This window comes from uncultured Hymenobacter sp., assembly GCF_964242765.1.
Classification (GTDB): Bacteria; Bacteroidota; Bacteroidia; order Cytophagales; family Hymenobacteraceae; genus Hymenobacter.
Genome location: NZ_CAXTBM010000054.1, coordinates 1 through 22,648 on the forward strand (window position 1 = coordinate 1; position 22,648 = coordinate 22,648).

Annotated in this window: 20 protein-coding genes; 3 read left to right on the top strand and 17 right to left on the bottom strand. The window is 49.8% G+C overall.

What is annotated here, in order from left to right; all coding sequences use genetic code 11:
• A partial coding sequence (locus ACFE7X_RS19135; RefSeq protein WP_375437294.1) for a hypothetical protein occupies nt 1–2,000 on the top strand: 2,000 nt, incomplete at its 5' end.
• A 490-nt stretch (nt 2,001–2,490) separates the two neighbouring features.
• Here the strand turns inward: ACFE7X_RS19135 and ACFE7X_RS19140 are convergent.
• The 5 genes from ACFE7X_RS19140 to ACFE7X_RS19160 all read right to left on the bottom strand — a co-directional run bounded on the left by ACFE7X_RS19140 (nt 2,491) and on the right by ACFE7X_RS19160 (nt 8,462).
• On the bottom strand, nt 2,491–2,883 hold the full coding sequence (locus tag ACFE7X_RS19140) for a hypothetical protein (protein WP_375437295.1): 393 nt from the start codon (nt 2,881–2,883) through the stop codon (nt 2,491–2,493).
• Nucleotides 2,880–3,899 (bottom strand): hypothetical protein, encoded by a 1,020-nt coding sequence (locus ACFE7X_RS19145; RefSeq protein ID WP_375437296.1) that lies wholly within the window; start codon nt 3,897–3,899, stop codon nt 2,880–2,882. The genes ACFE7X_RS19140 and ACFE7X_RS19145 overlap by 4 nt, the downstream gene beginning before the upstream one ends.
• A gap of 462 nt (nt 3,900–4,361) precedes the next feature.
• Entirely contained in the window at nt 4,362–5,369 is a 1,008-nt protein-coding gene (locus ACFE7X_RS19150; protein ID WP_375437297.1) for a hypothetical protein, read from the bottom strand.
• A gap of 51 nt (nt 5,370–5,420) precedes the next feature.
• Nucleotides 5,421–7,073: a DUF4041 domain-containing protein gene (locus ACFE7X_RS19155; protein ID WP_375437298.1), complete on the bottom strand. Its 1,653-nt coding sequence runs from the start codon at nt 7,071–7,073 to the stop codon at nt 5,421–5,423.
• 141 nt (nt 7,074–7,214) lie between these two features.
• Nucleotides 7,215–8,462, bottom strand: a complete 1,248-nt coding sequence (locus tag ACFE7X_RS19160; RefSeq protein ID WP_375437299.1) for a DUF1036 domain-containing protein — start codon at nt 8,460–8,462, stop codon at nt 7,215–7,217.
• 487 nt (nt 8,463–8,949) lie between these two features.
• On the opposite strand from ACFE7X_RS19160, the gene ACFE7X_RS19165 reads away from it, so the two are divergent.
• Nucleotides 8,950–9,765, top strand: coding sequence for a hypothetical protein (locus ACFE7X_RS19165; RefSeq protein ID WP_375437300.1), 816 nt, complete (start codon nt 8,950–8,952; stop codon nt 9,763–9,765).
• 433 nt (nt 9,766–10,198) lie between these two features.
• Here ACFE7X_RS19165 and ACFE7X_RS19170 read toward each other — a convergent pair whose 3' ends face one another.
• The 6 genes from ACFE7X_RS19170 to ACFE7X_RS19195 form a co-directional block, all read right to left on the bottom strand.
• Nucleotides 10,199–10,738, bottom strand: coding sequence for a hypothetical protein (locus ACFE7X_RS19170; protein ID WP_375437301.1), 540 nt, complete (start codon nt 10,736–10,738; stop codon nt 10,199–10,201).
• Nucleotides 10,739–10,761: 23 nt separating this feature from the next.
• On the bottom strand, nt 10,762–11,607 hold the full coding sequence (locus tag ACFE7X_RS19175) for a hypothetical protein (protein ID WP_375437302.1): 846 nt from the start codon (nt 11,605–11,607) through the stop codon (nt 10,762–10,764).
• Nucleotides 11,604–12,497 carry an AAA family ATPase gene (locus ACFE7X_RS19180; RefSeq protein WP_375437303.1) on the bottom strand — a complete coding sequence of 298 codons (894 nt, stop codon included), beginning with the start codon at nt 12,495–12,497 and terminating at the stop codon, nt 11,604–11,606. The genes ACFE7X_RS19175 and ACFE7X_RS19180 overlap by 4 nt, the downstream gene beginning before the upstream one ends.
• Before the next feature lie 3 nt (nt 12,498–12,500).
• Nucleotides 12,501–13,010, bottom strand: a complete 510-nt coding sequence (locus tag ACFE7X_RS19185; protein WP_375437304.1) for a hypothetical protein — start codon at nt 13,008–13,010, stop codon at nt 12,501–12,503.
• A gap of 14 nt (nt 13,011–13,024) precedes the next feature.
• Nucleotides 13,025–13,996: a CBASS oligonucleotide cyclase gene (locus tag ACFE7X_RS19190; protein WP_375437305.1), complete on the bottom strand. Its 972-nt coding sequence runs from the start codon at nt 13,994–13,996 to the stop codon at nt 13,025–13,027.
• An 81-nt stretch (nt 13,997–14,077) separates the two neighbouring features.
• On the bottom strand, nt 14,078–14,413 hold the full coding sequence (locus tag ACFE7X_RS19195) for a YegP family protein (protein WP_375437306.1): 336 nt from the start codon (nt 14,411–14,413) through the stop codon (nt 14,078–14,080).
• A gap of 1,799 nt (nt 14,414–16,212) precedes the next feature.
• Here ACFE7X_RS19195 and ACFE7X_RS19200 point away from each other — a divergent pair.
• The gene (locus tag ACFE7X_RS19200; protein WP_375437307.1) at nt 16,213–17,208 is read left to right on the top strand and encodes a tyrosine-type recombinase/integrase; all 996 of its coding nucleotides are present in this window, start codon (nt 16,213–16,215) and stop codon (nt 17,206–17,208) included.
• Nucleotides 17,209–17,618: 410 nt separating this feature from the next.
• Here the strand turns inward: ACFE7X_RS19200 and ACFE7X_RS19205 are convergent, their stop codons facing one another.
• From ACFE7X_RS19205 to ACFE7X_RS19230, 6 genes are all read right to left on the bottom strand, one after another.
• Complete coding sequence (locus ACFE7X_RS19205; RefSeq protein ID WP_375437308.1) at nt 17,619–18,707, bottom strand: adenylate/guanylate cyclase domain-containing protein; 1,089 nt, start codon at nt 18,705–18,707, stop codon at nt 17,619–17,621.
• 228 nt (nt 18,708–18,935) lie between these two features.
• Nucleotides 18,936–20,507: a peptidase M61 gene (locus ACFE7X_RS19210; RefSeq protein ID WP_375437309.1), complete on the bottom strand. Its 1,572-nt coding sequence runs from the start codon at nt 20,505–20,507 to the stop codon at nt 18,936–18,938.
• A 50-nt stretch (nt 20,508–20,557) separates the two neighbouring features.
• Nucleotides 20,558–20,845 carry a hypothetical protein gene (locus ACFE7X_RS19215; RefSeq protein ID WP_375437310.1) on the bottom strand — a complete coding sequence of 96 codons (288 nt, stop codon included), beginning with the start codon at nt 20,843–20,845 and terminating at the stop codon, nt 20,558–20,560.
• A gap of 7 nt (nt 20,846–20,852) precedes the next feature.
• Nucleotides 20,853–21,182: a hypothetical protein gene (locus ACFE7X_RS19220; protein ID WP_375437311.1), complete on the bottom strand. Its 330-nt coding sequence runs from the start codon at nt 21,180–21,182 to the stop codon at nt 20,853–20,855.
• Nucleotides 21,183–21,283: 101 nt separating this feature from the next.
• A complete protein-coding gene (locus ACFE7X_RS19225; RefSeq protein ID WP_375437312.1) occupies nt 21,284–21,496 on the bottom strand; it encodes a hypothetical protein in 213 nt (70 codons plus the stop codon).
• 301 nt (nt 21,497–21,797) lie between these two features.
• Nucleotides 21,798–22,646 (bottom strand): DUF4249 domain-containing protein, encoded by an 849-nt coding sequence (locus tag ACFE7X_RS19230; protein ID WP_375437313.1) that lies wholly within the window; start codon nt 22,644–22,646, stop codon nt 21,798–21,800.
• Nucleotides 22,647–22,648: the final 2 nt, after the last annotated feature.

The following is a 22,648-nucleotide window of genomic DNA, read 5'->3' on the forward strand; positions in this document are numbered from 1 at the left end:
GGTCAACGTACAGGCGGACTAACTCCAAACGGTCAACTTTTTTCAGGACAAGACATGGTCTTGTTAAGTCTCAGAAACGTCGCGAAGAGTTACATGAGTGGCAGCATTTGTCACACCGAAAATCATCATTCCAAAAAATAGCACAATTACATTTTCTCGAGGTTGAAGATTCGCGCGAGTTTTTTGAGAGAGTGCGGCATCAGTGGCAGTTAAAGTTAGGGGCCAACAATGCTCCCGGCTACTACGCCACGTTTATTGACTATTTCAATATTGACAACTACATATTCACTCAGATATCACCTACTCAGCAACGTGCTGTATATCGGGAACAGCTAGAGCAGCAGGTAGAATCAGAGGCTTCACGGACGAACAGCCGCATTGACGGAATTCTTTCCTCCGCAATTACAAAACGCAAAGTGATCGACAATGCTAGTGATGGAGCATTGAGCGAACAAGAACTAAATCAGCTTTGGGAGGAAGTGAAGTTTCTGGAAAACGTTAGGGAAGCAGTGTTAGCCAGAGCTTCCTCATTTAGCAATCCACACGCAGTCGCTGCAGCTACTGCAACTATTTTTCTGTTGCGTGGACAGCAATGGCTCGCACAATATCCCGAGCGGCAAGCTTGGGCCGCATTGGTGCTCCTATCAGGAACTCAAGAGCTTTGGAAACAACGCAACGAAGAAACAGAATTAAGAGGAGTGGGTGGGCTACACCCGTCCGATTTTATTGCAGAAGGATTACCTGTATTGTGGGTAGAAGACAATGAATCGAAAGAAGTCCGTCAGGCGGTGGGTCGCTTGATGCTCACTGCTTCAGTGGAAGGGCTCCGCCGTTTTATCAAGCAAGCTGCTGACCATCGATCTTATATTGGACTAGATTATTATCGCGCAGCTCATTTACGAATGCTTCGAGCTTGGCAATGGTATCAACGAGCATACCCAAACGGCAAGATGACATATCAACTTACGCCGAAGCTAGTTGCGCGGATCACTAATGCATTAGACCTTCAGCGCGATGGGTGGCTAACAGCCTTCGTGGAACGCCAACTGGATAGCACATTGCCTAGACTCAATACGCTAACTAAGTCTTCAGGTCGGCGGCGCCGAAAACAGGTATGGGAGAGTCCAGTATATGGGCGCGAACTTAAGCCGCACCCTTTCCAAGAAGACTTAATGGCAGCAGCCTATGCTGGACTACCAACACCAGTTAAGGAACCCACTTGGCTCTCTTTCTGGCTCCAAACATTGACAGATATGCTAGCTCGTTTGCAACCAGAGTTAGGAGAAAAGCGGATAAAATTGGATGGTTTTCCAAGAGAATTTGACTCGTGGTTTTTTAGCCAGGTAGTAATATGGCTTCCTCAACTGCCACCAAAGGAAGCTCGTCGCTTTTGGGAGCCCATACTTGCGCTCGGGTTGTGGGCATACGAGTGGATCAAAAAGTTTTTGTTTGAATGGACTCGACAGGCATTTATGCTGCCAAGCAATGCTTCATTGCAACAAGTATGGCGTGAGATGATTGACTACGCCTTACTCAATCCATCCTGGACTCTAGTAGATCGCACGTTGTCTAATGCCAAAGGTGAACAGTGGCGGTCGCTGCTGGCGCTTGATTTCCCTAATTATTGGTATTCTGAACACCAAGGTTTGGCCGAGAGCCTGCGCCCACGTTGGGCTACATGGGCACGTACTAACATTGGCAATCCTCAAAATGCAAGGGCAATGGCAACTTTTTTAGCAAAGCCAGCTGCTGGCGGAATGATATTGGAAGGGTTACAATGGCTAGCGCACCCAATAACCTGCAGCCAACCAGAGTTGTCATATTGGGATAAGATATTAGAGCCTATAGCTGACTTATTAACTCATGTATGGCATTCACAAGCCATCCATCTCCGTCAGGATATTACAGCATTTGAATCTTTCAAAAAATTGTTAAACGTACTTGTTGCTAGGCGCCACGCACTAGGTTTACAACTTAATCAACTAGTAGGTCAGAGTTAAATAATTATATGAGTAGATATAATTGAGCACACTACTTTATAGAAGTAGGATGAGTCATCATATCATGAAAAAAAATGGAAACATAAACTGCTGCCCCTATACATACAAACCAAGATGGTCTGATTTGCAAGGGTCCGTCGGGAAGTGTTGAAGGCTTGCTTGATATAACAGTAATGGCTAAGAGACCTATATATCACTCCAACAAAGAACGACTACTATGTTAAAAAGCCGTTCATACCAGGAGTTAATTCAGCTCAACAGTTGGAGCCAGGACTAAATCGGCAGCGCGCACGCATACGCCTAGCTTCTTTGTCACATTGCGTTTCGGTGACTCCGGGTTCGGACACTTCGCTACTGCCTTTGATTAAAGTGCAACAACCATACTCCTCAGAACTCATTACTCCTTCTGTAAAAGACGCTCTTTGGTTTTCTATTGCTAGTTGTTGAAGCCGGTGTCTTGCTTCTTCCAATTCTTTATCTTGTGGCATACCTAACGAATGAAAGTGACCGATTTCTGACGCCTAGCATTGGGCGTTTCAGCGATGATATAAACAACCCCTTTAGTTGTATCTGTTTTTAAAACGGTTCGGGTATAGCAATATCCTCCATTTACTGAATCAGCAAACTGCTTGATCGTCTTCAAGTTGTTGAAGACAAAGCTACCGCCTGATGTTGTGAAGGTAACTTCCTGTTGAGTAGTGCCTTTAGGTAGGCGTGCTATGAGAGCAGTCTTGTCTTTACCGTTGCCCAATAACTCGGTTTTACCTTGCACAGTTAACTGCAGAACTTGTTCTGGCTCGACTAAACTTGGATCCTCAAGTGTAGAACAGCTAAAAATAAGTAGAGCAGGTATCGCCCACACGATCCGCGATAGACTTCTCATTGTAGTATTTTACCAATAGGTCCAAGAATTGCAGCAATATGTAAATCATATGTTAAGCTTACGAACATTGCTCGTTTGTTAACATCCTTAGTGATGGCAGGATTCTGGTTAGCCTGCGAAAAGTTTAACACGCCTATATTCAGGCGCATTGGCTGTAAGAACATTCTACCAAAATCAGGATTCTTTTTTGCTACTCTACTCCATTTCATCCACTTCCCATAAAATGGAGAGCGAAACCCCACTCCGTAAACAAAGTTTCCAAGAGCATACCGCTCTTTGATAGGTTGCTCTGTTCTTTCACTAAACGTAATTGGAGACAATCCTATAAAAAAACTGGTCCGGACTAAAAATTGTCGCACTACCGATAATTTATCAACAACGAGATCAGTATCTTCATTGATTGCAGTAGCATGAAGGTGAACTGATGAAAGTCCAAAAATAGCTCTGGGTTTAGGCGCATAGCCGACCCCGAAATCTAACTTCACATTATCTTCTAGGGTTGTCTCAGTATAAGCCTCCAGTTCAAAAGAGCGGACGAGTTTACCATCTTTATAGCCTTCTATTGTAATAATATATAATCTATTAGGTCTAGCATATTCCCCATTGATAGTAGTATAATATAAGCTAGCTCTTTCCGTATCATACTTTCCATTTAATGGTTCACTAGTCTTGCGGGACCATTTAATAGTCATACCAGGTACCATAAGGTTTGATCCTACTGAAGACCCGGCGCCCTCTTGTATATTACTAATTTTTAATTCATCAAGTTTATCCGTTGGAGTAGTGATAACTACAAAAGGAGCATCAAAAGGAAGTTTGTTCTTTACCTCTAGATTAGACAAATCAACTTCAACGGGACGCGCAACTACAGGTGGCGGAATAGATTGACAACAAGCAGTTCTAAGAAACAATAGTATCAGTATAAACTGACACGAAATCAGCTTGATTGCTTGTTTACCACTCCATACGGTTGGCTTTCCGTTGTGAGTAAGCTTGACTGAAACTTTGCTATACATAAGGTGTTTGGCATACGCGATATCAGAACATAGTTAAAAACGTTTACGACTAATAAAATCAGTGTTGCCACTGATTTTATTAGTCGTAAGAAATAACCTAACCCGTTATTTTTCTATGAAGAAGCATCTTCGAACTTAATCTGGATATGTGGGATAATTGAATAAGGGAAACTTTAAACCTATTATGATTCAACAAAATAGTTAAAGGTATAATTATAATGGGCGGCTTGTAGAAGTAAGTATTACATACGAGCAAAGTCAGCAAGTGCTTTAAATATAATGCAGTAATCAAAATCAAAGCCTTCTGCTTAGCTTGTCAAAATATTTACATATGAACGGTAATATGTCAGTCGAAGATTGCTTCAAGCTTACCGCTTTAAGTCAGATCAGGGAGTACTGCGATATAGATGAAAATATTAGTTTTTTAACATTACGGTTCATCTAATTTAAGTTGTAGGCTCGTTACTTTTTTCTCGTGACCAGTGGGGCGGCAAGGCCAAATCGGTCTACGGCCTGAAATCCACCTGTCTTAGTGAACTTCATGGTATGGTTGAAGTTGCGCATCGAGTCAGATGGATCAAGAGCGGTGAAATTAAGCTGATCGAGCGTGGTACGCGGAATAGCAACGGAGACGATAACTTGGTTTTCGATGCGACCCGTAGCGGGATTGAGCTGCTTGGTCAAGGCGTGTACTACTACCTGGCGGATGGGAAGGTGAGCGTACACTTCGCGTGCGACGCGGAGTAGGCAACCACATACATAGTCTTGGTAGAGCTCGTTGAATTTGCTGATTGGAAGCGCCTTGCGCGATAGCTTACCGCTGGCTAATTGGCTCACCACGAAATCGGGGATGATGTCCGCCGTATTCACGTGCACGTCTACTTCGATGTGGTCCGCCGTGAAGGTAAATTCCAGCTGGCAACCCAATTGGCTGATGCTGTCGAAGGGCTTGAAAATTTCTAGCACCTGCTGGTACACATCGGAATCCTTGGCCAGCACTTGACGGGTGAGGTCTTGCCGATCTTGCCATTCGATACACTGGCGATTATATTCCGCCTGACGCTCTGCCGTGAGTTGCGCGTCGCGCTGGCGGGCGTCAGTCAGGGCCTGCTGTAGACCTTGAATCTTCCCCGGCCCACGCTTGAACAAGCGGTCAAAAAATCCCGGTTGGTACGTCTCCAGGGCAGCTTGGGCCGTTCGCTCGTGCTCCACACTGGGAGAAGGAATTACTGGAGGCTGCTCGTGCTGCATAGAGGCCCAGTTAACTGGCTCGCTGCAATCGTGATGCACTGACTTTATCACGCTCACATAGTCGTTGTAGTCAGCGACGGCCTGGGCCACATTTGTAACGGCCTGTTCTTTCTGCAACTGCTTGAACTGCTGGGCTGCGACACGGGCGCGGCGCTGTTGATTGCGTTCCATACGCCGGGCCGTGGCGGCAAACGAACGGGCGGCTCCTTTCCAACTCATATAAAGGATAGATTAAGAATGGCTAAAAACGTAGGCATAGGCGCGGATTGCTTATAATTCTTGTTCTTCGGCTTCTAGTTCGGTAGGAGCATTTTCCAGTTGAAATCGCTCCCACTCTGCCCGGTCAATGGTGTTGTTCGTTAAGGCCTGCTCAATAGCCAGGCTCTCGCGGTACTCATGGGCCGCAGCGGACAACGTCCATTTAGTATCAATACCGAGGCGCTCGATCTCTGCTCGGATTTGAGGGAGGTCAACCCGGAAAAACTCTTTGCGCGGATTTGCTTTATTGACCTGTTGACGCATGAAATGACGATGTAAGTCCCGCTCCAGCGCCGGTGCATCTTCGCTAAAGAGCAGGGCATGGACATCAAACTCGAAGGGGACCGACGCATCGCCGAGCTCTCGCACGCGGTCCAAGGGTTCGAGGCGGCGGGTCATACCAATTTTGTACACATGCTCGCCAAAGGAGCCGATATTGGAGATAATATAGACGTGGCCCGACTTGGTTTGCTGAGCCATTGACAAGGCCCGCTGATTCTTCTCTTGCGCGACCTGTAGCCGCCCTTCCAGCTCCTGTAATTGCAACTCAAATGCGGCCCGTTGCTCATCTGACGCTTTCGCCGCCTGTTGCTGCACCTTGTCAATGGCCTTTTGCAACGTATCTTCCTGTTTGCTGGCCTCACGCTGTGCTTTTTCGAAGTCCCGGCGGGCTTTCTCCTCTTCCCGGATTTGCTCTTTGATCAGGCGCTGCTCTTCGCGCTCTTGCAGCTTCAATTCGTGGGCAATAGTAGCCCAGCGCAGTTCTTCTAGGCGCGCTCCCAGATACTCGGGCGTGATGCGCGCCTCTTTAAAAGGCTTGCCCAGGTTGTTGACCAGCGCGTAAGCATCTTTAATCTGCTGAGCTAAGGTGCCATAGTTGTCGTGTTTGACGCTGGCTAAGATTGTATCGACTTTGCCGTTAAAGGCATCAGTTACAAAGTTCACCGCCGTTGTTTTGCGTACTGCTTCAACATAGTCGCACTGTGCCGCCGTGGCGGCACGCACGAAGAAACGAGTGCGCTCCCGGGCGTTTTTCAATTCTATACCCGCTTGCGCATGCCCGAATTCCTCGGCTAAGTCATCCAGCAATGTGTAGGACGGGACTAAATACTGGTCGCCATAGCCACTAATCGTATTTTTAAGGGCTTGAATCGTCTTCTCCAACCCTGCTGCGTTGCGAGCGGCCGATAAAGCCTCGCCCGCAATATCTTCGGCGCGTTGATTGGCGGTCGCCACGATGCGGGCCGCTTCCGTAGTTGCGTTGAGCAATACGCCCTCCGCCTGGGTTTGCAGGACCCGTGCCTTGACGCCCGCCTGCTCCCGGATCTCCTTGCCTTCCGCGCGGGCTTGTTGCCGTTCCGTGGTCGCGGCCGCACGGAGGTCGGCCGCTTCCCGTTGGGCCCGCGTTAGGAGCACGGCGGCTTCGTTATTGGCCGCAGTGCGAACCTGTTGGGCGTGTTGCTCAGCATCTAAGATCGGCTGGTAGGGACGGAGTTGATCTAGCTCCTGCTGCAGTTGCGCTTCCCGCAGCCGAGCGGCAGCTTCCTGTTGCTCGGTCGTAGCACGCAGTTGAACAAGTTCTTGCTCTGTGGTTTTGCTTTTTTTACGTTGCAGCAACAAGAACACAAGTGCCGCTAGGAGGAGCAATAATAAAGATTCAGTCATGGGTACATAAGGTAAATTGCCATCTGAAAAGATGGCGTGACAAGTAGTAGATATAATAGCACTCTAGATGCGGGGTATTCGTTCGGAGTCACCATCTCCCAGTTCTATTAAAGCACAAACAGTCGATGGCAACGGCAGTCGCTACTCCTCGACGACTGCCACGACTTCCAGAGCATAATGGATGCCGTAAAGATTGTCCGGATTCTGTAGGCCCAGGTACACCTGTTGACTCGCAGTTTGTGATACCGGCACCACGGCGGACGTAAGACTGCTACGGGTACCCTCGCGCTGATACGAGAACTCTTTCTTGGCCTGAAACAGGTCAGTCTGCTGGGTATTGCCCAGCAAATACACGTTGCAGATACTGCCCCCAGGAGGGGTGCTCAAGGCATTGAGGGCTAACGTCAGGGTTCCCGTATTATCGACGAGCCGCGAGAGTTCCGATACCAGTTTGAATTGGGCTCGCGCCGCCTGTAATTGAGCCTCATTGCGGAAGGCCGTAAATTCATAATACCAGGAAACCGTGTTCGGCGGTAATTGCACCGGAATCACTGTGCGGCTATTACCTGGATTGTAGTAACTAACCAGATAGCCTTGCTGCGGCTCCAATACTTTTACGGTACGGTATTTCTTGGTTGTTATAACTTCTTTCCCGGTTGCATCCCACCGCCGGGCTGGGCCAGTGGCTCGTCCGTTCTGGTAAACAAGCTCTTCCCGCTTTCTACCACTCTCATCATACGTGATGCAGGTACCCTGCGGCATGGCAGGGTGCTCACTCTGGAGCTTGCCATCCCACTGCAGTTTATTGCTGGGCCAATAGTAATCACGCACCAAGCCCGTAGGTACGCCTTGTTGGTAGTTGATGCGGCGCACATATGTCGCCTGGTCCGGTTTGAGTACCTCTTCTTTATCCCGATCCAGGTAAACCAGCCATTCTCCGGTTCGGCGTCCCTGCTGGGTGCAGTTAAGCGCGGGCAAGCGTAACCGATAGGAGCGCTGGCCCGCCGGAAGATCGACTTTAACAAATCCTACCTTCTTCACCTCCTTATTGAGCGTGACCGGGGTGTCAGTACCCGCGTTGGCAATAGCAAAGGCTTCCTTGGGATGTACAAAGAGGGCATAGTTGCCCGTATAACCTTGATCACAGGCCGTACTCACCCCATGGTAATAAAAGGTGCCGCCCGCAATTCCGGTAGGCAATAAGGTAATCGAGTCGTGGGGCGCAATGGGCATCCATCCCTTAGTATTCCATCCTTTAAATAATCCTTTCTCGACATAAAAGCCAATAGCCACGGACACCACCTGCTCTGTGGGATTGACCATGGTCAGTTGGGCGAAACTAGGGGACGAAGAAAGAAGGGTAAGTAGAAGTAGTAGCCGTAGCTTCATACAGGGTGATAAAAGATAAGAAAAAAGAAAGAATGCGTTTTAAACGCAGGAAATAAGCTTAATGTAAGAACAGACAGGTTGTTATTAAGTAGACGCGAAAGATAATGGCTACTTCTCTGCCAGGCAAGCAGCATACCAATACCTACAAAGAAGACAATTATGTTTTCCGCTTTCGATGACTTAAAAGTCGCTTCTTGCTTTCCACTGATATCCACTTGATTATTGGCATAGTGTCAAACTCTACTAATATTGCTCGATCAGTAGGGTCGCACCACTTTTGACCTTATCGTGTCGTTCTCCTGAATCACCTTCACTAACTGTGACGAGGCTAAATAACAGTCCTATGCTTTAGCAATTATGGGTTGACCGATGCCTATTGTAAAATAATAAGGGAGTAGATCGGTCGGTGGCTTTACTCCTGATCAGGGTTGTCTCTACCTTTAGGCTGAGTTCTGAAGCGAAATGCCCTCAGTCTGCTATTGAATAAATGAATACCGAACTGCGCACCCCCATTCTAGCACACTATTTATTTATCGACGAGTGCGGGGACCCTAATTTTTACGGTGCGAAAAAAAAGCTGCTACAAGGCCAGAAGGGGTACCAGCCCTTGCTGTTGATGGGCTTACTGAGTACGAGTAATCGCAGAATGCTTCGCGAACAGGTACTAGCGTTTCAGCAGGAAATCCTGCAGGATGAGCTCTACAATTCGATTCCGTCGGTTGCCAAACCAAACTGGTATCTACACGCTAAGGATGATCACCCGGAAGTGCGAGCGAAATTCTTTGAGCGGTTACGTAAACTGCCAGACTTTTCGATCCATATCGTGATTGGCCGCAAGAAACTCGATATCTTCACTAGAAAGCACAACAGCAATCCAACCGAGTTTTATTTTGATTTGCTGCATCATCTGCTCAAAGATTGCATGCATGAGGAGCAACGAGAGCACTCGATCTATTTAGCGCAACGGGCCAAAAATAATTTGAGTCGCTTTCAAGAAGCAGTTGAGAAAGCCTTGGCCAAGGACAACGCGCACAGGCCAACGCCCAAGAAAATTGTGTATAAATCGAGTATTGTCCTTAGTAGTCAGTATCCGGAACTTAGTATAGTCGATTACTGCCTATGGGCCCTACAACGGTACATCTACAAAGATGAAAGTCGGTTCTTTAAGGCGCTGCAAACGAAGTATGCCCGTATCGTGGATCTCTACGATGAAGCGCATTATGCGGGAAGAGGGAACTTTTACAACCCTGCGAACCCCTTCGATACGCAACTCGCCAGTCCCTTCGAAAAACCAATTCTATAGGGCAAAAAGAAAGGCAAAAGGTTCTCCTCCACCCGTGCCAATACTGGCAACCCCCGCGTGAGGCGAGTTATGGTAGAAGGCCAACCTTTTGCCTATTGATAATGTGTCAAGAGCTATTCTCTTGCTAGGTCAAATATACAAAGACAATTGTAAAAATGTTGTCGAAGCAGAAAGCTATAAAAGCAAGGCGCTCTGTTTTAGCAACATAAGCTAGCTAGAGCAAGTTCTCTGCGCCTAAGGACATTCTTCTTTGGAAAGTAACTTTTGGTCAACGAGCAGCCAAATGCGAAAAAATGGTTGTGACATATCAGGAACACCTATCGCTAGAATGCCACAACCTGTATTAGCTAGCTTGTCATAGTAGTAGATGTTAGCATTGGAAGATCATGTTTCGACTTACTTTACTTCTGCCAATTTGATTTGTATTAAACTCCTATCTTGTTTCGTCCACATCTCGTGGCGGCATAGTGTAACGGTGCGTCGCCCAGTGAAATAAAAAGGTTAATATCTCATAGCCAGAAGTAGGCACTAACGGGGCCAAATAGAAATGCACCACGATGTTGTGCCAATGCGTCCCTGGTGTCCGATTAAACCGCTCTATGATGGCATTTAATATGTCTTGCGCTTCGGACCCAGCTCGCTGGTCTTTTTCAAATTTTTCGGCAATTTCCCTAAAGGCTTTAAACTGTTGCTCTTGAGGAACCAAGTTGCGAAATTCAGTGAAAGCTTTATAAAAAGCATCCTTTACTAATTCTCGGGGGCTTTGTAGCGAGTATTCCCAGGGCTTCGCCATTCTTACTTCCGCTTCCGAATAGGCCTCCATATTAAAAAAGCCATCCAGTGCGTTCGCCTCTGAATTAGGAATGCATTTTAGCGGTTTATTGTCGTTCTCCATAATTTGCAACACGATGCGTGCGTCTTCGTTAGGCTTGGCGAGCAGCTTAATATAATCTCCGAGTTGATAAGTGGCCATATATTACTTGTGTGGTTGCACCCTTAATCGTTGCTCCAACGGGCATTAAGAGCCCACTTTGTATGCGGGCCAATGCGGTATTCCTCGTGTTTAGTTCGTTGGTCAAATCCCAAACTTTGAATCAAGGTTTCATCAGCCCACTTGACTTCAAGCGAATCACCTTCGGCCAGCAGGTCTTCGAGCAGTTGCCGCTGCTCATCGTTAGGAACCAAGTCAAAAATTTCAAAGACCAAAATTTCTTGGCAATGTAACTGCTTAGCCTCCTGCATAGGTGTTTGCACTTTGCATGCATACTTGTAATCGATGTAGCGAAAGGGGTGCTTAGGCAGAATGCCGGTTGTGAGCAGTTCTTCGCAGAACTCCCGCCACTGCGAAATCTCTCGACTCTCGCGGGAATCAAACCAACGCAGCATAGCTAGTACGTAGCGCCCAGGCACTCGGAACCGTAGGTCATTCTTGGCTACGCCGTGGTCCGTTTCAAATCGGTTATCTGGTTTCACTTTGTAGCGCGTAAACACGTGCTCAACCCCTGGCAACGTCTTATAGGCACCCCCCACGAGCTGGTAATAATTACCTTTGCGGTTGCGCACAAGTAGATACTTATCTTTCACCCGAATCCGAAACAAGTACGCAATCGACAGACGTACATCTTTATTCCGGTACACTAACTGCGTCTTTAACCACAGGGGCACTTGGTGCAAGTTGAACAGCAGATCCACCAGTCCAACGTACACCGGTGTGGAAATTAAGTTCACCAGCAGCCCCACCGCCAGTGCCGCCCATGGGTTGCCTGTCGGGTAAGCGCGGGTTATCAAAAAAACCGCGACGCCCATAATAAATACGAGCGCTACCACGATAACTTGTCTCATGCTTGAATGGGTGGGGAAGGCTGCATATTGCCAACAGCTTCCTTCAGTGCGGCGAAAGTCAGCGGCTTGTCGGGGTATGCTAGGGCAATAGCTTCGGGTACTAGGCGCAAGCGCAAGTCCGAGAAAGAGTAGCCTATCCCAGTGTTAACTTCCGGTCCGGTCAGGGCCACCAATTCAGCCAACTCCTTAGGGGTTAAGCTCACCCCGTCTAGTTCTTTTTCTAGCAACTCCTGCCGCTCTAATTCATCTGGACGGTCAAATTGCATAACTATCGCTGCCCGCCGCACAATGGCCTCATCAAGGAAATGTAGACGGTTAGTGGACATAAAAACCACTGTTCGACCCTTGAGCTCGCGCGTTTCGTCTATCTTCTGAATAAGCGTGTTGACTGCGGCTTTTTCTTCTTGGTGCATCTGGGCGGTAGCACGGGAGGTGGCAATTGCATCCGCTTCATCGATGAGTAAAAAAGCTAGCTTATCTTTGCCTGCCAGCTTTTTCAGCTGCGCGAAGGCGTCATTTACCAATTGCGCCATTTGCCCATGCAGGCCCTCGCCCCGTACCCGTGTGCTGAGCTTAATGAAAAAGCCTTCCTTCTTCATCTCGCGCACCATGCGGTCAGCAATGACTTCGGCCGAAACTGTTTTGCCGGTGCCCGCATCGCCCGCTAGAATCACGAGCGGGTACCGGTCGGCCAACGAGGCAATTGCGGGCAGCAATTTGCCATGGTGTATAGTGCTCCAAGCTTTCAGCTCGTCTGGAGCTAGCAACTGCTTGAGATTGGCGAACACGCGCGCGAAACGCCGCTCAAATCCTATTAGGCTGGCCGCGCGCTGCTTTAGCTCCGCCATGGGCAGTTCAATAGTACTGTCGAAAATCGTAGAATCAGCCATAGGTTATTTGTAATCTTCGCGGTTTAGTTCGTAGCCTTTAGCAGCGTAAGCTCGGTCGGTTCCTCGCGTCAAGTGGGAGTATGAGGTTGAAGAGGCGGTTACCCACCCAATTTTAAAGCCGTTGTTGGTCTGATAGGCCGTCTGTTGCGCGGCGGATAGCGCGTGCCAAGCCGTGCTGTAGCTCAACTGGACTGAGAGTGAGGAGCCATACACCGGCCCCCAATCGTTGCCGCCAGGGCGTGCTCCAGCCATAGCGCTGCCCTCCGAGTTAACTCGGAACCTGGAAACTTGCAGCACTTCGCCAGCAGCGTTCACCTGCCTAATGTCCACGTACTCTAGGTAGTGCTTTTCGGCCAACTTCACTACGTCATGTACGACGCGCCCCACGTAATCTGAAGTCCACGTGTCAGTGCGCTTCGCAATCATGCGCAGGTCGGCATCAAAATTTTCAAATGTTTTGCGTATGTCCACCACCGTGTAGGTGGCGGTGTTAGTAACAGTTCCGTAAGTCATAGCGCAGAAATAGCTTAAGCATCAATTGAAAAGCTGGGGCCAAACACTTCCTTCCACTCGTCTACCGTACCACCACCGTCAGCTTTTGCCTGGGCGTAGTTCAAGGCCTCGAAAGCTACCAAGGCCTTTCCCTTCACCTCGGTCCATGACGAGGTGGTTATTTTATTGCCAGCATTGTTCTCGTTGTTGGTTGGGTCGGCAATCCATACTGGGTGGCCTAAAGGAAGCAACCCAACTTGGTTGATGGCATTTGGAAAGGAAATAGTGGGGAAGAGCCGGCCACTAACGAAGCCAAAAAACCGGATGATGCTCTCTTCAGTGCTGGACTTCACACCATAAGTGGCGTCGAGGTAATCCACTACCAACTCAATCGCGAATGAAGTGAGTTCTGGCTTCAGTTCTTGGTGATTGCGCCAGTATTTCAGCATCCGCACAACAGAGGTATACAGAGGATTGCGCTTGCGAGCGGCTGCCGCATGATCGAGTTGCCCGTCTACACTAGTGATGTAACGGCCTCCACCGCCGCGCTCAGGCTGCCACACGTAAGTAGCAGAATTAGGTAGTGGTACAACTGGCACAATGTCCACTTCCAGCCCTGTTCCCTTAAAAACAATACGAATGGCTTTCGTTTTACCTTCCGCTTCAACATCGCCCACTTCCTTAATCGGATAAATTTCGAGTAAGTATTTCACTACGAAGTCGTGCAGCTTATCAACGTCAGTTTGCAGCGACTCGTCACCACTTACAAATAGCACGAGATCCACATCTACCGGGTGTTCGCCTTTAGGACGTAGTACTGTATGTTTTTTCCAAGAACCCGCGATGATGAAGCGAGTTACCTTGATGCCTGTGCTGTTATCTGCATCAATTTTAGCTTGCAGCTTGTTGCGCAGATTGGTGATCTGAGTCCGATACTTTGGCATAGCATCAGCCGAAAGCCGGATGCGATCAACAAAGTTTTTTAACTGTGTATTAGCTAATTCCATTTGAGACCTATCTATTATGACTTAGCTCGGTTGTTACAATGTTCAAAGAATAGGCAAGAAGAGTTCATAAGATTTTTCCTCTTACTTATTTAAAGTATTATCTTCTACAAGAGCACCGGGTGCTTCTCGGATAACAGCAGCAATACCACTGTCGCGGTTGGCGCTAGTAGTGTATTTCTCGCCGCGCCCAATAATCTCACCATTGCTGGCTTTGTGGTTAAAGCCATACTGACTAGCAACATAGGTTTTATCGAACCGCTCGGAACGGCAGTTAGCTTTCACCGATGCAATGCCTGCTAAGCAATTGACTTTAGTGGTATAGCCTTCGCCGGGCTGGATGATTTCGTTGTTGCTCGCGCGAAGGCGGTAATAGTACTGGCTATTACCCGTGCTTTTGAAAACTTGAAACTTACCCATGAGTATATGAATCTGAAAAGTTGGTCAAGCATCTGCAGCAACAAAGCGTTAGATGATATTGGACATAATTGGACAACCTCTTATCTGAAAGGTGCCTAGCTATGGTCTTAATTAACCTTTACTTATTTCTAGGTCGGACCCGTACCTTTTTCGCCTCTGGATCTGGTTGTTGTGACCGTAGATAAAAATGCTCGTTTCCCCAGTTGTTAGGCATATTACGACCAATGGTAGCCGCTTTAGCTTAAGTGTAGAGGATAACGGCCGCGCTCGGCGCCAGCAGAAATCACAACTGTTTGGTCAAAGGGTACTGAGTAGATTCTTACTTATGCTAATTGTCAGGTTGTTGAAAAGATCACACCTTTGACAGAAGGCATACTGAGCCAGACAATCGAGTACGAACAGAAGAACTGCAAAAAAGCAGCTACATTCCCGTACAATATTGTACATGTCAAGCAGTAATAAGAGGTAATTAACCCACTTACACCGGACAAGCAGCAAGCTCCGAAGTCCAATTCGTTATAGCTTCCAGCTGTACCTGAAGCCAGTCATCACATCCCGTGGTGGCTGGTTTTTTTTAACACATTTAGGCATGCATTTTTGAAAGTGAAAAAGAGGTTTGAAGAAAACGCCTAACTTATCACTCACAGGAATATTATACTAAGCAATTAGCATGTGATGAGGCCATAAACCCATCATTGCTTATTAATGCTTAATATAATTTATATGATAAACCTAAGATTATAAGTGATCTTAGACAGGAGATATGCAGTTATGTCCTGCAACCTCCCAAACCAACTGCTACTTTCTCAACGCTGCTATCTTATTGCGAAGATAAGTATAATTTTATCACTCGTACAATAGGGTTAGCAATACTTTTTTATAAAAAGTTTATTTAATTATAAAACTTGATGCAAAAATGCTATATTAACGCGTATTTATCAAATTTTTGTAGAGTTATATGCTGATTAACAAATTTATGTTTTGCATTATTCTCACTTACTCTATCAAGATTGCTAAATTTATTAAGAAGCTGTTGAATGTCTTCATCGTTCAAATTTTATCACTGCTTTGCGTTATTACCTATTTGTATAAAAACAGCTTTTGTATATTTTGTATAACATGGTCACTCAAATTTAAGTCTAAGAGATTTATATCCAATTTCTAGTGGTATACAGCACATGTGTATTAATGAAATGAAGTTGGTATCATTCATCTCAATACCTTAGTCAACATAGTGAGTGGTACGTCAGTAACAAATCAGCCAATCACATAAAAGATAAGCGTGCTAGCTGTGGGTTAGTACTATGTTTACAGATGATCTTGCTTAATACACTTCAGGGCTTGTGAGGCTCAATTTTTAATTGCTGAGTTCAGCAATGGAGACAGTTTGCTATTCATGACAGTCTGAGCATTTTAAGGACGGTGCTCCCTGGAATGTAACCTTAGTGAAGCGCCAGGTCACCTGCTGGCTGAAAGCAGTAAGTCGCGTTAACGAATTCTTGGTTTGGCATACGGTTGTGTCATTCTGTAATAGCCAATAATATATGGTAAGTCGCATATATAAGAATTGACTGAGTTCGGCATGAGCAACCTAGTATTTGACTTTTTCCTAGTGATTTCGAGGCAAAATCAAGATTATTGTACAATGCTATTTTTTATTGACCTTTTCCGTAATTAGGTCGTATAACCTTTACTTATCCGACCTAATTTACTACCTTCATTTTATCGGACATGCTTACGCTGTACAAGCGTCCTTGGCAGTCGTTGCTTGAACCAGGCCTTTTATTGAAGCTTACCTTATGGAGGAGTTACCGGTGAATAGTCAACCAGGCGAAGCGGTTGGTCAAGCGCTTAGCATTGACCATTACGCCGAGGGCACCATCAACTTTATCCGGGTCGGCCTGGATGGGGCCGCCAATACCAAAGAAGGATACGCCGGCGACTGGAACCGTTTCAAGCGCTGGTGCGCGGAGCACGCAACCGTGGCCTTGCCGGCCGATGCCAAAACGTTGGGCGCTTATCTAACCTATCTGGCCGAAGCCGGCCGCAAACTCTCCACCATCCAACGGGCCAAAGCGGCCATCATGAAGGCCCACCAGCTCAGTGGCCACCCCAGCCCCACGCGAGATGAAACGGTGAAAACGCAGCTGGAAGGCATTGGGCGGGTTATCGGCAGCAAGCAGAAACAGGCCCCGGCTTTCACCATGGCGTATTTCAAACGCGTTATCGGCGATATCGATACGACACGCCCGGATGGTCTGCGTGACAAAGCCTTGCTGTTTATCGGGCTGGCGGGCGCCTTTCGCCGGGAAGAACTAGCCAATCTCAACATCGAGCATATCCATCAGGTCGACGAGGGCCTGATCATCGAATTGCCGCGCAGCAAAACCAATCAGAGCGGGGCAGCCGAGGAGAAAGCCGTGTTTTACGCGCCAGACCGGCGGACCTGTCCCGTGCGGGCCTTGTTGGATTGGCGGCAGTTTTTGGCCGAGCAAGGTCGCAGCCATGGCCCCTTGTTTGTTTCCTTTTACAAAGGGCAGCGTCTCAGTAAGCGTCGGCTAAGCACGGACCGGCTTAATTTATTGGTGCACCGCTACCTCGGCTCCAATAAGAAAGGCGAAAAGTACACCGCCCACTCCTTGCGGGCCTCCTTCGTGACGATTGCCAAGCTGGCGGGCGCTGATGACAGCGAGGTGATGAATCAAACCAAGCACAAAACGGCCGATATGATTCGCCGCTATACCCGCGTCGATAACGTGCTGCAGCATAACGCGGGCAAAAAACTAGGCTTCTAAATAAGCGGCAATTCCCTCGGCTGTTACACTATCGGCCTTGGTTAAAAGTTTGGTACAAAAGTCGCATTTAACGGTTTCTTGAACTCGTATCAGCAAGTGGAGCAGATTTACCTCTTTTTAAATGACTAGGTCAGCTCAGAAATCATGGGTCAGTAATAGCGGGGCTGGTCTACTGTCCTTGTTAATTCACTTTAATCCAAACTATTACATTAATATTCTACCTCGGCCGGTGCTAGGCCCAGTATGGTGTGCCTTTTGGAGCCACGAGCCGAGCACCATTTCCTGCTATTTATATAAATAGGGTCTGTGAAAGACGCGATAAGTCCCCGCGAACTCGCTCACTCAAAAAAGAGTTATCAAAGGCAGAGACGGTCTACTTTATCCAAGACGAGACAATCCCCATGTTATTGTTAACTGTTGGGCTTGGTTAAAATTTCTTCTCCTTGCCTGGCCCCGCGGGTCAAGCCGTACAGGCTGACAGACTGTTGCCGACCACGCAAGTGAAGCGTGGATAAGGAAATGGCCTGTACGCTCGGTAAAGCAGGCAGCTGAGTGAGCAGGTCCTGTGAAATAAGTAATTCTTGTCCCAGTTCATTGCAGAGGCTCTGAATCCGGGCGGTGGTGTTTAACACATCGCCGTGGTACACGATTTCACGCTTGACCTCGCCCACCCTGGTCACCACCACTCGCCCGCCATGCAAGCCGGCTTTAAAGTGTGGGTAGTAGCCGTACTGGCGCAAGTAGATGTGTTTGCGGGCCTCAATGCTGCGCTGCATGAGGAAAAAACACCGCACGCACTGCGACTTGTCCAGCCCTACCTTCAACGGCCAGGTCAGCACTACTTCGTCGCCCACGTACTGGTATACTTCCGCCTTGGTGAGCACAATGCCATCCGTCAAATCCAGGAAGAAATCCTGGATAAACCGGCTGTAGCGCAAGTGGCCCAGCTCTTCGGCAATCGTGGTAGACGCTCTCACATCCACGAACATAAAAATGCGGTCTTCTTCCCGCGGCTGATGGTACCGGCCCAATATGAAGTTGAGGAGCTCACCGGGACCATGCAGGGAGCTGATTTGCTGCAGGAAAACGATGAGCATGCACAACATCCACGACACGCCGGTATCCATAGCAAAGGTGCCGTGCAGCACGTACCGACTTAGCGCAGCACCGTAGCTAAGGTGCTGATAGTAACTGTATATCAGGCCAACTCCCAGTAGCAGCCAGAGTGCCGTCACCGCGGTGTAAAGCAGCGTGCGGACCAGCAGCAAGAACAGGAACGGCTTGTTGCGAAATTTGCTGCCTATTATAAACGCTTCGCTAAGTCCCACGGATAATCCAATGCCCAATCCGATGGCCGCATGACGCACTATCAGGAGCACCTCTTGGTGTAAGAGCCCGGTCCGCAGTAACGAGTAAACAACGCCTAGAACCAAGCCTCTTATGGCGTAGCGGCGAATGATGAGGCGATTCAACTGGCGGCGAGCAGCGGTGAGTAGCATAGCTGGCTTTGATTCAGAATTTGGCCCAAAAGTCTCACTTGACTATTACGCAGCTAGACAATTACAATTGAAGCCCGAAGACGAATATTTTGCTTTGAGCTTAGTGGAAAAAGTGAACGTGGCTGCTCCAAACAACAAAGTGCTGCTGGCGCTACCATAAACATGAGCTTTGTGACATATATACTACTGAGTCCTTCCGCAAACTTTTGAAGGCAAAAGAACCCGTTTTTACTGTCCAATCCAGCTTTGACGGAGGGCAAGTTGCGCAGGGGTGGGCTGAGCGGCGACCCGAATGTTATAGGTGGTCGGGTCGTACAATAGGCCCACTTTCGCCAGCGTTTCCGCCAAGGGCAAAGGTTTGCCGTCTTCCAGGTAGTCCCGGAAAAAGGGGCGCATTTCCGGGTAGGTCAGCTGGGTGAGCACGTCAAACAGCTGGTCGTCGGCAAAGGGAGTGTGTGGCCCATAGCGGCGTAAGAGCTGCTGCGTCAGCTGCTGGGTGCCCATTTTACCGCCCGATAATTCCCGCAGTCGAATGTCCAGGCATAGATTGAACAACGCGCCCTTTAGGTAGAAGTTATAAATCTGGTCCTGCCGCGCCGCCACGTTGCGGCTCAGCTGCGTCAAGGACAAGGTGTTATCGTACTTGCTCATGGCTTTGGCTTTGCGTTCGAGCGTGGCCAGGAACTCGGGCAGCGTTTCCAGCCCCCCGCGAATGGGAAAGTGAATCGTCGCGTACTCCGTCAGGCCTTCGTACAGCCAGAGGTGCTCTGAGAAGGTGGGCTGCAGAAAATCATACTGTTCAATCTGCTCGGCGTGAATGTTGAGCGGGGTGACAATGTGGAAAAACTCGTGCGCGGCGATGGGCGGCAGCACCTTGCTCAGATCCTGCAAATCCGGCGACTCTTGCAAGACGAGTGTCGAGTGGCTGTGCTCCAGGCCGTCGCCGATGCGCAGGCCCTTGGGGCCGGTGGTGTGGTAAACCAAAAACGAGTAGTTGGCCACCGGCAGCGTGCCCCCCAGGTAGGCACGTTGGGCTTCGAGCATGGTTTTAAGGGCACGCGCCAGCACTGGGGCGTAGGGCTGTTTGCTGGTGGCGTCGTAGAGGGCCACGAGTACCCTGGTGGCGCCCACCTGCAGCCAAGCCGTATCCGGGCGGGCGTACAGCAGCGGGGCATCGACCAGTTCCGCGTAGGAGGGCGCCCGCACCACCTCCACCGAGTCGTTCACGGGCGCGGGCGTCAAGTGCGAAGCCCCGTAGAAGCCGGCGGGCTTGGTGAAGCGCACTTCATAGGGCCGGGGTCGCTGGTCTTCGAAGTAGCCCACGAAGGTGCTGTAGTTGAGCACAAAGGCACTGTCGGGGTGATAGGAACTACCGGCCGAACGGTAAAAGGGCGCGGATTTAGCGTCCGTCACCACAAACTCGCGCCAGGTGGGGGCGACCAGATACGTAAGATGGTGCAGCCGGCCCGCGTCGGCAATCACCCACCGGTTGGTGTCCTGCCTGACCACCGCCAGCGGCCGGTTCTGGCGGTCGTAGGCCGTGAAGTCCGCCACGTACTGGCCGAAGCTGAGGTTGCCGTAGATACCAGGCACCAGTTTAGGGAACACAAACACGGCTTGCTGGGCGGCACTGGGTGGAACCACTACGTTGACCCGCAGTCGACCCTGCTCTAAGTGGCGCAGATTCACGGCATACGAATAGCCTCCCGGCGACTTGTCCGCCGATAAGCGGGGCTTGGGAGTTGTGCAAGCCCCTAGGCTTGCCACTAGCAACGCTAGCGCCAGAGGTAATCGACTCATTGACTTCGAAAGAAAGAGTAATTAGTTGGGCCAAGTCAGCCTTGGTTCCCTTAGGCTCGGCGGGATGCTGGCAGCACTCCCAAACTGCTACCGCCCGACACGCTGGCCAACCGGCGCTCGACCAGGGTCAGCAGTTCGGCGACTGAATTTGTAAGCTGCACGCCGGCTTCGTCCGTTATGGCAATGCAAAAGGTCATCTGGAGTTCGAACTGCAACAAGTGCAAGTCCACGTCCGTCAGGCCCAGCCCGAGAAAAGTGGTGGTGAGCGGCGGCCCCGACGCGCTAGCCCACCCGTCGCGGTAGAGTAAGGCAAAGACAGTATCTTGAACGCAATCCATCCTGTCATCAACTCATGTTAGTGATGCTGTCGCAAACGGCTGTTTCGAGGCTGGCCTTGGTCGTAGGAGGCCTGGCTTCCCTCGGGCCGGGCAACAGTTCGTCCAGCAACTCGCCCAGAAATGCTAGTGGGTGCAGCAGCATATCCAGCCAAACGGCAAGTCCCCAGCAGTTTCCCACCACGGCAGCCAGCACAAGTGCCCCCCACCGTTCACCTGTCGGCGGCCGAGACGTTTTGGATACACCCCGAATTGCGTTCAGGTGCGGCTCCAATGTACTGCCTGCTTGGCGGGCAATCCGCAGAGAGTAATGGCCCACGCGAACGTTAAATTGGGGCATGGCAGCGTTTTTCGACAGGCTATTAGGCATTTTCGAAGCAGGCCACGCAGCCGGCAAACTGGGCCTTAAATGGGCGCGCAGCAAGTTCTTGCGGCCGCGCATCAGGGCGTAACGCTAGCTAGCCCTTTGGCCAGGACCGTGTCCTGCACGCCTAGCCTACTTGTGCCTTCTACCCGCGCCGCGGTCAGGTCAGTTAAGCCGATGCCGAGAGCCTGCCACATGGCCGGCTGCGTGAGGTAAGCGTAGACGGAAAACGGGGTGGCCAGGGCCAACAGGCTCGTTGTCGCCCCATACATGGCATCAATAGCTTTCATAAACAAGGAGTTGATGGTAAAAAATCAAAATGCTGGGCCCCAATTATTTAGAAGGAGCAGCAATATCCTGCTGCTTCGGCCACTGCACTTCTCGCCGTAAGTCAGGGGCACTACCTCTCGGTAGAATTAGGTTAAAAGGAACGAGCCGAACATTTCGAACGACTCTACCATGAGCGGTGAAAACAGGGTGTAACGCGACTGAGAAAGACAAGAACCAATAGAAATCAAAAAGGCTTATTAACCTGGACCTGAGCCCGCCGCTTGACCCCGAAATGGTGTTGCGTAATTCGTATTTCGAAGACTACTGTATAACCAGCGAATCGGCACGCACGGTGTAGGCGGCGAAGTAGCCGACGGCTTTCTTGGGCGAAGTGGCATCCAGGTTGCGCACGTTGGTGCGCACGTTGGCCGGCGGTGGCGCAAACAGGCCGGTGTTGTTGAGCTGGATGCGCATTTCGTTGAGGAAACGATAGTAGTCCGCCGTCAGGGCACTGACTTCCACCCGCACCCGGTCGCCTTTCCGCAACGGCACGCCGGCTTCCGGGTCATTGGTCAGGTTGAGGCCGTTGAAGTAGGTGCCGTCCACCAGTTCGTCCGTGCGCACGTTTAGGTCGGCGGGCTGGTTGCGCAGCACCCCGTTGTGAAACACCTTGAAGCGCACGTAATCGCCCTTGCCCGCTAGGTCCTGACCGTAGTACAGGATGTAGTAGCCGGCAACAGGAAAGTTGGGGTCGTTGTCCTGGTGGTATTCGGCGCGAATGCTGTCAATTGGCAGCGGCCGGCGCAACTCGGTTTCGGCTTGGTAGTGCTCGCCCGCCGCCTCGATGGCTAGGGTGTAGCGGCTGCCGACACGGCCGCGCACGGTGCCGCCGCTCACGTACACGCCGGGGCTCTGCTCGCGCAGGGTCTCCTGCTGGCCGTCGCTGCTGGTCAGTACCAGCGTGGCCCCGGTCACGGGCGGGGTGGCCTGGTTTTCAAAGTACGGCGCGGTCGTGGTGAGCTTCACCACGTAGGGGCCGGCCTGGTCGGTCACGGCCCCGTCCACTACCAATAGGGGCTCGGTGCGGGGCACAGTCAGGTCGACAACGTCTTCGCAGCTGGTGAGTCCCAGCGCGACGGCTAGGCTAAGCAAGGAAAGGAGGATTTTCATGG